At 59.4% G+C, this 12,125-nt stretch carries 8 protein-coding genes and 1 tRNA gene; 6 read left to right on the top strand and 3 right to left on the bottom strand.

The window, feature by feature from the left end; translation table 11 throughout:
* Window positions 1–347: 347 nt before the first annotated feature.
* The 3 genes from PLJ71_16330 (at window position 348) to PLJ71_16320 (ending at window position 5,322) form a co-directional block, all read left to right on the top strand.
* Window positions 348–2,513 (top strand): tetratricopeptide repeat protein, encoded by a 2,166-nt coding sequence (locus PLJ71_16330; protein ID HQM50256.1) that lies wholly within the window; start codon window positions 348–350, stop codon window positions 2,511–2,513.
* Between the two features lie 158 nt (window positions 2,514–2,671).
* Window positions 2,672–3,931, top strand: a complete 1,260-nt coding sequence (locus PLJ71_16325; GenBank protein HQM50255.1) for a hypothetical protein — start codon at window positions 2,672–2,674, stop codon at window positions 3,929–3,931.
* A gap of 230 nt (window positions 3,932–4,161) precedes the next feature.
* Window positions 4,162–5,322 carry an Ig-like domain-containing protein gene (locus PLJ71_16320; GenBank protein ID HQM50254.1) on the top strand — a complete coding sequence of 387 codons (1,161 nt, stop codon included), beginning with the start codon at window positions 4,162–4,164 and terminating at the stop codon, window positions 5,320–5,322.
* A gap of 206 nt (window positions 5,323–5,528) precedes the next feature.
* Here the strand turns inward: PLJ71_16320 and PLJ71_16315 are convergent.
* The 3 genes from PLJ71_16315 to dnaG form a co-directional block, all read right to left on the bottom strand.
* A tRNA-Ile gene (locus PLJ71_16315) sits at window positions 5,529–5,604 on the bottom strand.
* A 33-nt stretch (window positions 5,605–5,637) separates the two neighbouring features.
* A complete protein-coding gene (gene rpoD / locus PLJ71_16310; protein ID HQM50253.1) occupies window positions 5,638–7,404 on the bottom strand; it encodes an RNA polymerase sigma factor RpoD in 1,767 nt (588 codons plus the stop codon).
* 83 nt (window positions 7,405–7,487) lie between these two features.
* Window positions 7,488–9,248, bottom strand: coding sequence for a DNA primase (dnaG, locus tag PLJ71_16305; protein ID HQM50252.1), 1,761 nt, complete (start codon window positions 9,246–9,248; stop codon window positions 7,488–7,490).
* 428 nt (window positions 9,249–9,676) lie between these two features.
* Between dnaG and PLJ71_16300 the strand changes: the two genes are divergently transcribed.
* From PLJ71_16300 to PLJ71_16290, 3 genes are all read left to right on the top strand, one after another.
* A complete protein-coding gene (locus PLJ71_16300; protein HQM50251.1) occupies window positions 9,677–10,858 on the top strand; it encodes a CinA family nicotinamide mononucleotide deamidase-related protein in 1,182 nt (393 codons plus the stop codon).
* Window positions 10,859–11,191: 333 nt separating this feature from the next.
* A complete protein-coding gene (locus tag PLJ71_16295) occupies window positions 11,192–11,557 on the top strand; it encodes a septal ring lytic transglycosylase RlpA family protein (GenBank protein HQM50250.1) in 366 nt (121 codons plus the stop codon).
* Between the two features lie 218 nt (window positions 11,558–11,775).
* Window positions 11,776–12,125 (top strand): hypothetical protein (locus PLJ71_16290; GenBank protein ID HQM50249.1); only part of this gene is annotated, 350 nt, incomplete at its 3' end.

The following is a 12,125-nucleotide window of genomic DNA, read 5'->3' as shown; positions in this document are numbered from 1 at the left end:
CTGGCCACGATGAAGAACGTTGCAGAACCGGCGCCCCTGCTCATCAGGTTGACGGTATGGTTATGGCACTGGCCTCTCGCCTCCGTTTCGGCAGAGGAGACCTTTGGGGTAAATCAGTACAGAGCTGATAGTTCCGTCGCCACTCACACGTCCAAACCAAGGGTCTTCGGTGAATCGGGCTCGGCATCCTTGCCCGTGGACAGAAACTTCCGGCGAACTAACCAAGGGTAGCAATCACGCCTCATTTTTATATTGTGTGTGTTTATATTGTATGGTATATATGCGAATAGTATACTTAGTACAGGTAGGAACAGGTGGAGCGTAATCGATAACCATGAGGATGGTGCGTGTCCGAGAGAGCGGCTGAACATAATTACCGCATGGCGCTCATGTTCTATCGAACCGAGCGGTACGAGGACGCCATCGCCATCCTCGACGACCTTGCCCTGGAATTTCCGGACAACAAGCACGTGCTCTATGCCCTGACGAAATGTTTCTTCAAGGTCGGAAGATACCAGGAAGCCCGGCAGTTGTGTCATGAACTGCTCGAAAAACATCACGATGAACGCGCCCAAACACTGCTCGAGCGGATAGGCAACAGGAAAGATGCCTACAGGCCCGAAAGCACATCGCGTGAAGCGCCTCCGGAACTGCCGGCCGGCGTCGCGGCGGACGGCGAAAACGGCCTGGACTCGCCTCCCGGCGCCTACACCCCCGTTGACGACACAAGCTCTTCGTGGATGTCCTCGACGCCCACAGGCCTGTTTGCCGACTCCCCGACAAACAAGAGCCACGGGTCCGGCGGCTACAGTTCCCCGGCAGCCATCGAACACCCATCGTCTTTTTCAACGCCCCCTCCTCTTCCCCACGAGGAGCGGGTCATCACGCCGCCTCCGCCTCCCCACGAGGAGCGGCTCATCACGCCGCCTCCACTTACCCACGAGGAGCGGCTCATCACGCCGCCCCCGCTCCCGATAGCGAAGGAACCTGAGGTCAAGACGCCGAAACGCTCGGACGAATCGCCCCAAGAACCCTCTTTCGCCGGGCGCAACCTGATAATCGGCGCAATCGTAACCGGCGTGGGGGCGTTGCTTCTATGGCTTGCCTTCGGGCCCAGGCAATTCGATTTTCCCGAAGACCATTCTCTAGGCACGATTGTTATCCGCGAGATTGATGGCAGGAGAACAAACTGGAAGGAATTTGGCGAAGCCAAGAGTCACGTTGGCATCCCGAGGAGAGCCTATATCGGGTTGGTCGCTTCAAAAGACCTGTCCGAGGCCGACCTGGCCCTCCTGCGAAAGGCCTCTTGGCTGAAGCACCTCGACCTCTCTAAGTCAGAAATCACCGACGAGCTGGTCGAGTACCTGGTGGAATTGCGGCAGCTCGAAAGCATTGATGTCCGCAAGACTGGCCTCACCAAGACCGGTATCGTTCGTCTGCAGGAATGGTTGCCTCACTGCAAGGTCCTGTTTGATGTCGATGCATCTGCCAAAGCCGTCGACCAAAAACCCAATCCGCCGCCGAATCCAAAACCTGAGAAAGCCGCGTCCCCGCCTCCCCCCCCTTCGCCACCTCCCGCCCCTGAAAAACCAGCGCCTGCTCAGGCGCCTCAAGAACAGCCGCCGGGACCGCGCAATCTGGTTTTCGGCGACATCGTTGGGGACCTGTTCTTGCGCGCGTGGAACGCCCCGGAAGATGCGGACTGGCAACCTTTTAGACCTGCGAAGGGGCGCGTAGCCGTTGACGCAGGGCAGATTGTCAAACTGCACGTTCGTGTGGGTCCGTCACAATTCAGTGCCCTCCGCCACTTGAACCCGGCGGATATCCATACTCTGGACGTCTCTGCCGTACACATCGAAGACCAGTCCGTCCCCTATATAGCCCGCCTTACAGGCCTGCGAGCCCTTAACGCCGATAATGCCGAGATATCCGCCAACGGTCTCCAGGGACTGTGTGCGTTGTCCGAACTCCGGGAACTCACCCTTGCGGGCGCGGACAAATTCGACGCCGGAGCAGTTGCAGGATTCCCCTCCTTCAAAAAACTCGAACGGCTGGTGCTTCGGGGAACCAACGTAACCGACGAAAGCTTACGGTATATCGGAAAGCTCTCGCATCTGCGCGTTCTCGACCTCACCAGGTCGAACGTGGGCGATGCGGGTCTCGCCCATCTGACGCAGCTCGACAAGCTGGCCGAGCTGGCCCTCGCCCAGGCACGGGTGGAAGGCCCGGGCCTCGTCCATCTCGCTTCCCTCGACGCACTCGAACGCCTCGACCTGATTGGCAACCCGATAAATGGAGCGGGATTGGCTGCCCTGGGCCAATGCAAACGCCTCGCGTTCCTGCAACTCGACGGCGCGAATATTACGGATGACGCCCTCATGCTCCTGGCAAAAGCACCTTCCCTCAAGCAGGTTCAGCTTATCAACACGCGGGTGAGCCCCCAAGGCATCGAAACCTTCAAGAAGGCCTCGCCCCACTGCGCGGTGCTCGCCACAAACATTGACGCACGGTGAAACCTCACCCCGCGAACGCGCCTCCCACACCTTCGGAGCATCCCGGCGGAATCGACACATTGACTGCGTTGCGCCTCACGCCTAACATGGGGCCAAACGACTTGTCCGCGGCCAAGCGGTTACAGTGGCTCAGACTTGACGAAGACGGAGGATGCCCAATGAAACAAAGACCCGACCTGTTGGCCAAGGACGCGCCCAAAGGCGCCGAGGTATTCCAGCTCACGGAAGAGGGCATACCCTCGTCCCATATCTATATGGAGGCCCAGATCTTCACCCCCGATTCCAGGCGATTTGTCCTCCACCGCAGCGCCAATTCCCACGGCAGCGACAAATCGGACCCCGAGCACCGGTATCTGCTTTGCGATCTCGAGAACAACGGCGCACTCTCCCCCCTCACGGACGAAACCGGCGCCACCGCACCCTCCGTCTCTCCGGACGGAGCATGGATGTACTACTTCGTCAACGAGACCGGCGTAAACACGGGCCGGCTGACCCTCAAACGCGTCCGGCTCGACGGGACCGCCCGCGAGACCCTGACCGTCATCGATTCGCCGCCCACCGGCGCCGCCGCCCTGCCCAGCCAGGTCTACCCTCTTTCCACAATTTCGTCCGACGGGAAACGCCTCGCCCTGTCAGCCTTCTTCGGCGACGGCCAGACCGAGGGCTTGCCTTTCGGCCTCATGGTCTTCGATCTCGAACGCGCCGCCGTCAGCGTGGTTCATACAGGCCCCACCTGGCTCAACATGCACCCGCAGTACTGCCGCTCAACGGGCCCTGACGCCGCACACGACATCCTCGTCCAAGAAAACCACGGCAGCGAATACACCAAGGACGGCTCGTGCACCCTTCTCGTGGGCGGCGAGGGGGCCGACATCCACATCATCCGCGACGACGGATCAAATTTCCGCAACCTCCCGTGGGGCCGCGACGGCAACGAGTTCTGCCAAGGCCACCAGTGCTGGCGAGGGACCTCCACCTCCGCCATAACGAGCACCAGCGTCCGCGATACCGGCTATTGCGAACTGATCCAGAGCGAGCCCGTGCCTTTCGCCGGCCACGTCGGGCTGGCCACCCCCGGCGGCCAGCGCAACATCCTCAGCCGCGTGTTCCCCAAACCGGCCTTCTGCCACTTCGCCACCGACATCGCCGGGCAACGGATGATAACCGACGCCCGCATCGGCAACACGTGGCTGCTCTACACCGCCCAGTTCGGCCCAGCCCCCGGCGACCCATTGCACAACTGGCAGTTCATCCTCGATTCCCGAAGCGATTCCACCAAGAAAGGCTCACACATCCACCCATTCCTCTCCCCGGACGGCTCAAAGGGGTTCTTCAACTCCGACGAATCCGGCGTCCTCCAAGCTTACATGGTTAATTTTGGGGACACAATACTCAATTCCGACCATGAAGTGTCCTGACACCTGTGGCAAATTACCCGCCTGAAACCCCAATTGAGTATTGTGTCCCCAAAATTGCCGTGCTAGAATACAAGATGGCGTCAAGGTTCCGGCAAGAGCGGGTCGCGGCAAGGGTCTGTGCAATGGGAACGGGCTTGGCACAGGGCGGTTGCCAGTCACGGAGTCCCACAAGACCGAAGGGGAGAGGGGCTATGTGCGCTAAGCGGGTTGTCCGTAGGATCCTGGTCGTGATGTCGTTCTGTCTTGCCTTCGTGGGTTGCCCTTCACAGGAGTACGCGGTCGTCACTGTGACGCCGGGCCATGTCGAGCTGGAGATCGAGGAGACCGTTCACCTTACTGCGGTATCCACCGATGGAGAGGACCTCACGTTCACATGGGCTCCCAGCGCCGGCGGTATTGCCACAGTGGATGATGCCGGCAATGTCACGGGCGTGGCCGCGGGTACTGCCACCATCACCGCGACCGGCACACACAGTCTTTCCAGCGGCTCGGCGACGGTCACGGTTCTGCCCGCTGGAGATGGAGATGGCGAGGGTAACGGCCTGGTGTTCATTCATCACTCGGTCGGCGAAAACTGGCTGGCCCACAGTCTGGAATCCGCGTTGCTCGCCAAAACGTACATCGACGACCGTAACGATATTACTTATGGCACCGTAATCGCGCCAGATACCGGCCGCCCGGCTTCTTTGGGGGAAGTACCCGGCGACTTGACGGACATGCAACACTGGGTCCTGTGGTTCAACGATTATCTGGAACATGTCAAAATAGAGGGCTGCCAAGACGGCGTCAATCGAATCATCATGTTCAAGAGTTGTTTCCCCAACAGCCATATCGATGATGCGGGCGAGGAGCCGGGCAATCCTTTCGACGGGTGGAGGACGTTGGCGAACTATCGCGCCGTATTCCGCCACCCGGACGGACCCGGAAACACCTACGAATACGAAGGCCATGTCTACCGTCCGCTCGAAGACGTTTTTGCGGAGAATCCTGACACGCTGTTCATTCCCGTGACGGCGCCGCCGGAGTGCTGGGCGGATACGGATGCCGCAATCGCCGCGCGCGCCCGCGAGTTCAACAACTGGCTGAAAGACGAATGGCTGCCGAATTACGAGACCGAGACGGGGTTACAGAATGTCGCCGTCTTCGACCTGTTCGACGTGGTCGCGAATGAGGAACATGCCGCGTCCCATCCCAACCAGCTGCGCGAAGAGTACGGCGGCGATTCGGGCGATTCCCATCCAAACGACGACGCCAACGCGCGGCTGACGGAGGTCTTTGCCACAGACCCTGACAATTTCCTGGACACCGAATGGGCCGAGTTTTCGGCAAAAGACATCTATGCGTTGTTGTCCGGCGAAGACACCGCGGCCGGACCGCTGGCCCATCCCTGACGGAACATTGAGCACGCCGTGGTTAGCGCGTCTCCAGGCAACACGGTCTATGCAATGGCCGGAGCGCACAACTAGCCCGTGGACATCACTCACGGGGGTACGTGCGGTGCCGATATCACCCTCGCCCAGTGCACCAGAACTGCACCCCCAAGCCTCTCAGAAGGCAAAAAAGGACCCACGCGTTTGCGTAAGTCCTTTATTCTCAGTGGTGGGCCCGGTAGGAGTTGAACCTACGACCAAGTGATTATGAGTCACCTGCTCTAACCACTGAGCTACGGGCCCCTTCGATAGTCTGGAACGCCATAGGATAGCAGGTTATTGACCCAGGCTCCAGTCGAGGAACGGTTTGAGTTCGCGAGCGCGGGTCGGGTGACGCATCTTGCGCAGGGCTTTGGCTTCTATCTGGCGCACGCGTTCACGGGTCACGTTGAATACGCTGCCGACTTCCTCGAGAGTCCGCGGATACCCGTCGCCGAGGCCAAACCGCAGCCGGAGCACTTTTTCTTCGCGTTCGGTCAGGGACCCCAGCACCTGCGAGAGCTGTTCCTGGAACACCGCGAACGCAGTCGCGTTGGCGGGGGATTCGGCCGATTTGTCTTCGATGAAATCGCCGAAATTGCTGTCGCCGTCGTCGCCTACGGGGGTTTCGAGACTGATCGCTTCCTGGGCGATCTTGAGGATGCTGCGCACTTTGTCGGCCGACATTTCCATTTCTTCGGCGATCTCTTCGGCGGTAGGTTCGCGTCCGTAGGTTTGCACGAGACGCCGGCTGGTGCGCACGAGCTTGTTGATCGACTCGATCATGTGCACGGGGATGCGGATGGTGCGCGCTTGATCCGCAATGGACCTGGTGATCGCCTGCCGGATCCACCACGTGGCATAGGTGCTGAACTTGTACCCGCGGCGGTACTCGAACTTGTCGACGGCCTTCATCAGACCGATGTTGCCCTCCTGAATGAGATCCAGGAAAGACATCCCGCGGTTGGTGTATTTCTTTCCAATGCTCACGACCAGACGGAGGTTCGCCTCGACCAGTTCCATCTTGGCCTTGTAGACTTTCTCTTCCTTTTCCCGGATGGTGTTGATCAAGCCGGTGATTTTGTCTGTGTCGAGCTTGGCGTCGGACTCGATCTGGCCGACTTTGCGTTGCGCCAGCAGCAGGCGGCGTTCGGCGTCGAAAATAACGTCGCGGTCGACGGCGAGCTTCTTCGCGCTCGACGGTGTGCGGCGCAGTTTCACCGCCATCGCGTGAATTTCTTCGGAGCTGAAGCCCACTTCGCGTTCAATTCGGTCGATTTCGTCTCGCGCTGAGGCAATGCGCCTCTTGAGGCTCTTGATCTTGCGCGCGATCTTCATCATTTCCTTCGTCTTGAGCTTGAAAGCCTTGATCACCTCGATCTGCCTATCGCGCGCGGCAGCCATTTTCTTTTGAATATTTGCCAAGCTGCGTTCGGAAAGGCCCGAGCGCCGCGTCCGCTTTTCGTGATGTTCGATTTCGTTTTCGGCTTCGGCCATCAGTTCCATGAGCTTGGGCAGCTGGTTAATCAACTCATTCTGGTGCTTCGGGCTCTCGATATCCGTGATCTGCGCGAAATCCAGTTTTCCGGCTAGAATGCGCGCGGCGATCATGCTGACTTCTTTCATCGTGTACGGCGTGTGGTGCAGCACGTCGATGAGTTCGAGTTCGGCTTCCTCGATGCGCTTCGCGATCGCGACTTCCTGGTCTTTTGTCAATAGAGGGACGCGGCCCATCTCGCGGAGATACATGCGCACGGGGTCGTCGGCCCGTTCGAGACGCGTCTGAGCCGCCTCCCGTTTGGCCTGTGCACGCCGCTGCTGCTTTTCGCGCTGCTGCTGCTTCTTCTGGGACTCGCTGTCGACGCGGAACTCGTCGACGATGTCAATGTCCATCCCGCTGAGCATGACCATCATCTCGTCGATGTCCTCAGCAGTGGCGCCTTCAGGCATGACCTCGTTGAGATCGTCGTAGGTCAGTTTGCCCTGCTTTTCCTTGGCGAGTTCCAAGGCCTTTTGCTTCTTGTTTCCGTCAAGTGTGCTCTTTTTCTTGCTGCTGATAGGCATTGTGCAATCCAACTCCAAGATGCTTGAGCCAACTACATCGTTATCCCGTATCGCCGCCTGAAAGCGGCCTCGCCTCCAGGCGTTTACGACGCGCCCAACTCCTGTATCCTCTTGTCTATGCTCATCTTCTGCTCGAGAAACTCCATTACCCTGTCAGTATCCTTCTGTCGCTCCGCCTTGAAAATGGCCTCTTGCAGTTTCGCCGATTCTTCCGTCAGCGCGTCGCGCTTGAGCCTTGCCAATCGTTTTTCGACAAGGATTTCCGCTCTCTCGGGTTCGGGCGGCGCCTGGCTCGTAGCCGCCGTGTACAGCTGCCGCGCCGTTTCGTCTTCAAACTCGTATATCGTCTCGGGTCGCGGGCCGCGAAGCACTACAGCAAGCGCTTCCACAAAAGGAGTCTTGGAAAGCGGCAGGGCCGCAATGGCGTCCTCAACCTTCGTGCGCAGCGGCGCCGCGTTCATGATCGCCGCAAGAAAATCACAATCGTCCATGGGGATCTTGCGAATATCATCCGCGGCCGGCTGCGCCTGCTTTACCGATCGGTACCCGGATTGGCGGACCGTCTTCTGATACTCGTTTCGTACTGTCCATTCGTTTATGTTCAGAGCTTGCGCCATTCGTTTCAGGTATTCCTCGCGGCGCAGCTCATCGTCTAGATGGGTCAATATGGCGAAAAGTTCCCGTGCGACCGCCGTTCGGCCCTCGATGGTTTCCAACCGTTCCTGGCTCATGTCGACGTAGAACGTCACAAAATCGGGCGCGCATGCAATCCGCTGCGAAAACGCCTCGGCGCCCTCGGCCCGTATGAAGTCATCGGGATCCTGACCACGCGGCAAAGCCAATGCCCGCACGCTCAAATCCGCGGCCGTAAGGATGGAAACACCACGAACCGCCGCCTGAATTCCGGCGGCGTCGCCGTCGTAGACAATCACCACTTCCGGCACATAGCGGCGCAAAAGCCGTGCCTGATCGGCGGTCAGCGCGGTCCCGCAGGTCGCTACGACGTTCTCGATGCCCACGTCAAACGGGCGGAGCAGGTCGAAGTATCCCTCGACGAGAATGGCCCGTTTCTCCCTCCGCATGACATCCCTGGCTTCGTACAACCCGTACAGCACCCGGCTTTTCTTGTACAAATCGTTCTCGGGCGTGTTGATGTACTTCGCCGCGGATTCCCCGCCCAGATCCCGGCCTCCAAAAGCCACCACCCGGCCCGCAGTGTCCCGAATAGGCACCATCAGGCGGTCCCGGAAAAAATCGTAACACGAACCCTTGTCGCTCCGCCGAACCAGCCCGGAAGCCTCCAGGAGCCGCTCATCGAATCCCTTCAGACGCGCCGCGTCCGTGAACCCGCTCCATGTATCCGCGGCGTATCCCAGCCCGAAACGGGCGACGGTCTCCGGTCTGAGCTCCCGCGTCTTCAGGTAGGCCCGCCCCTTGCCCCCTCGAAGAGGGTCACGGAGCGCATCGGAAAAGAACTGCGCCGCAAACGCGTTGACCTCCAGCAGCCTGGCCCGGTGCTTGTCTTCGCCGCTCTCTCGCGAGCTGGGAACCGGAAGGCGAATACCAGCGTCCTCGGCCAAGCGCTGCAGGGCCTCGTTGAACGTGAGGCCATCGAACTCGCGCAAGAACGAGATCGCGTCCCCACCCTTGCCACAGCCGAAGCAGTGGTACATCTGCCTATCACGGCTGACCGTAAACGACGGGGTCTTCTCGTGGTGGAACGGGCACAACGCAAGATAGCGGCCCCCGCTCGATGGTTTCAGTTCCAAGGTGCGACTCACCACCTCCACAATGTCTGTGGCTCTCAACACCTCGCCGATAATCTCTTTGCTATACGTGGCCAAGCAATAAATGAAGGGGCGCTCTACGCGAATTCACGGTTCAGCGACATCACAAAACAACACGGCCCGCCTCCTATGTTACGGATCACAGCCCCGCGCACCCCCTTACTACGGCCGCCACCCGCAACAAGACAGCTAGGACCTTTACAACCCCCTGCAATTACTTGCGTTGCAGGCGAAGAGCGATGAAAAAGCCTCCTGCGCCACACAAAGCGTTCTCTCGCGAATGCTACATGAAAAGGAGCTGATCGGGCGCGACAAGGCATACTTCGTCTCTGGGCTGTCAAATCGTTTAAAATGTACCACACTCCGCCCGGTCTGTCAAATGCGCCCGAACCATCACCAACAAGGATATTGAAGTGCCATGCGGGTCAGCTTATTCTAATGGCGTCTGCCACCCTCTAAACACACGCCGGTCAGAAAGGACACCAATGCAAGCCGAAATCATAATGATTGGCACCGAACTGCTGCTGGGGCAGATCGTCGATACCAACGCCGCGTTCATGGGCCGCCTCCTCGCCGAAAACGGCATAAACCTCTACCAGAAAACCACGGTGGGCGATAATCCAAAGCGCATCGTGCAGGCCCTCACGGCCGCCCTTGAACGGGCCGACGTCGTGCTTACCTCCGGCGGACTCGGCCCCACAGAGGACGACATCACTCGGGAATGCATCGCCGAAGTTTTTGCGAGCCCCCTGGAATTGCGCCAAGACCTTGTTGAACAGCTCGAGGCCCGTTTCCGGCGCATTGGACGCCGCCCCACGACCAACAACCTGAAACAGGCGCAGGTGCCCAGAGGCGCCACGCCCATCGAAAACCCCCATGGCACGGCCCCGGGGCTGCTGGTCGAGGACGCGCGCGGCATCGTCATCGCCATGCCAGGTGTTCCCCGTGAACTCCATCCCATGCTGTGTGACAAGGTGCTCCCTTTTCTACGTAAGCGCTTTTCGTTAAAGGGTTTAGTTCATTACCGCGTCCTCAAGGTTTGTGGCGTGGGCGAGTCGGCCATCGACAGCGCCATCGGCCATCTCATCCGTGATTCCGCGAATCCTACCGTTGGGCTCCTGGCATCGCCCGAGGCGGTGAGAATACGAATTGCCGCACGTGCGGATACAAAGGACCAGGCAACAACCCTTATCGACGAAATGGACGCGCGGGTCCGCGAGCTGCTGCCGGGCCTCATCATGGGCGTGGATGAAGAGACGCTGGAAGGCGCCATCGATACGATGCTCAAGTCCCGGGAGTGGCGTCTTGCCATCGCCGAGACTCACACGGGCGGCATAATTGCCCAGCGGATGTCTCTCGTGGGCGCCGCCTCGTTTGCCGGCGCCATGGTTGTCCCCGAAGCACCGGCCGAGGCGGACGATGCCGCACGGCGCGCCCGCGAACTGGCAGAAGAAGCCAGACGCCAATTCGGCGCCGATTGCGCATTTGCCAGCGTGCCCTGCGAGTCCCCGGGAAGTGCAATCGCCCTGTTCCTGGCGCCGGGCGACATCCGCCAATGGGAACTTCGGTTCTCCTCTCTGGGCGATATCCAGCAACTGCGGGCGGCAATTACCGGCATGGAACATCTGCGCAGGTACCTCGCGAACGTGCCCGAGACGGCCCTCTGAACGCCCCCCTGATGAACCGAAGACGCCTTTCAGACGGCTGCGCGCCTCCGGGGGCTGTTTTGGGGGTCCAGAAACAGACCCCAAAAAGAAGCTAATAAAATGTTGCGCTCAGGCGCCAGTTTGTGTAGACTACCGATTTGAGAGGATGAATTTTGCAGGCGTTGGCGCATATTGGCCGGCACGCTATGCGGTGATTTCCAAGGGCAAACATCGCGCCGGTCCCCCCACAGTAAGAGAACGCAATTTGAATGGCGGAAGACCGCTAATGCAGCGTGTCGAGCCATGTCTTCAGAGGCGGGGTATTGCGCCAACAAGCAAGAGGAGATCTCCCAAATGTTTGAGCTTGTTGCGCTTATGTTACTTTCGCAACAACCGCCAGCACCTTTCGTCGAAGGCATGGCCTCGTACTATACGGTGGCCAGCAGCAGCGCGGTGACGGCATCGGGCGAACGGATGCAAGACAGCGCGTTGACGTGCGCTATGCGGGAAGGTGAATTTGGGCACTATTATCTGGTGGTGGCTGCAAACGGCCGGTCCGTCGTCGTCAAACTGAACGACCGTGGCCCCTACGTGCGGCGTCGCGTGATCGACCTGTCGAAAGCGGCAATGCGTAAACTTCACCCATCCAATGGGTTAATGTGGGTGAAGGTCTACGAACTGGGCGAAGAAGTTCCTCCTGAACTCGCGTCAACACAATAACTTACGCCCCGAAACAACCGACGGTTCCCTCAAGGCAATCGCCGGTTGTTTCGTGTCAGGGCATAGCCGTTGAGCAATTGGACTGCGGGGGGAAACTCTGCCGCAGCAACAGGGATTGTGTCTCGACGGAGCCAATGCCCTGTAGAAGGAGCGCTTAGCCCAAACATGCCCGTTTTTTGGTCTGCGTGGTTAAACGGCGGCAAGAAGGTCTGGCGATAATGAAGCCAAAACAGACAGTACTGCCTCCCTCCTCCCTGGTACGGCGCCAGGCCGGGCCTCTTGTGGCGTTGGCTGTGCTCGTTGTTCTGTTTTTGGTCTGGATGCGTCCGGTCCCGGCCGCCGAAGAGCCAACCCATGCCTGGCAGCCGCTCTTCAAGGGCATTGACACCCTGAGCCTGACCCAAGAGACGCCCGAGCCGCTGTCCGCCTACGCTGTCCGAATTGACCTCAAAGACCCGGACGTGCGTTTCTTCGTCACCCCTCAAAATGGAGAACACGACAGAGAAACCGACGGCTTGAAGACCACGACGTTTCTCAAGAAGTACGGGTGCCAGGTTGCCATAAATGC

The sequence above is a fragment of the Candidatus Hydrogenedentota bacterium genome, from assembly GCA_035416745.1.
GTDB lineage: Bacteria > Hydrogenedentota > Hydrogenedentia > Hydrogenedentales > SLHB01 > UBA2224.
The sequence above is the reverse complement of the archived record's forward strand: the minus strand, read 5'-3'. Positions and strand labels throughout refer to the sequence as shown.

Bases quoted from the DNA above. Each gene is read 5' to 3' on its own strand.
- PLJ71_16325 (HQM50255.1), top strand. From the start codon at position 2,672: ATGAAACAAAGACCCGACCTGTTGGCCAAGGACGCGCCCAAAGGCGCC.
- PLJ71_16320 (HQM50254.1), top strand. From the start codon at position 4,162: ATGTCGTTCTGTCTTGCCTTCGTGGGTTGCCCTTCACAGGAGTACGCG.
- rpoD (HQM50253.1), bottom strand. From the start codon at position 7,404: ATGCCTATCAGCAGCAAGAAAAAGAGCACACTTGACGGAAACAAGAAG.
- PLJ71_16300 (HQM50251.1), top strand. From the start codon at position 9,677: ATGCAAGCCGAAATCATAATGATTGGCACCGAACTGCTGCTGGGGCAG.
- PLJ71_16295 (HQM50250.1), top strand. From the start codon at position 11,192: ATGTTTGAGCTTGTTGCGCTTATGTTACTTTCGCAACAACCGCCAGCA.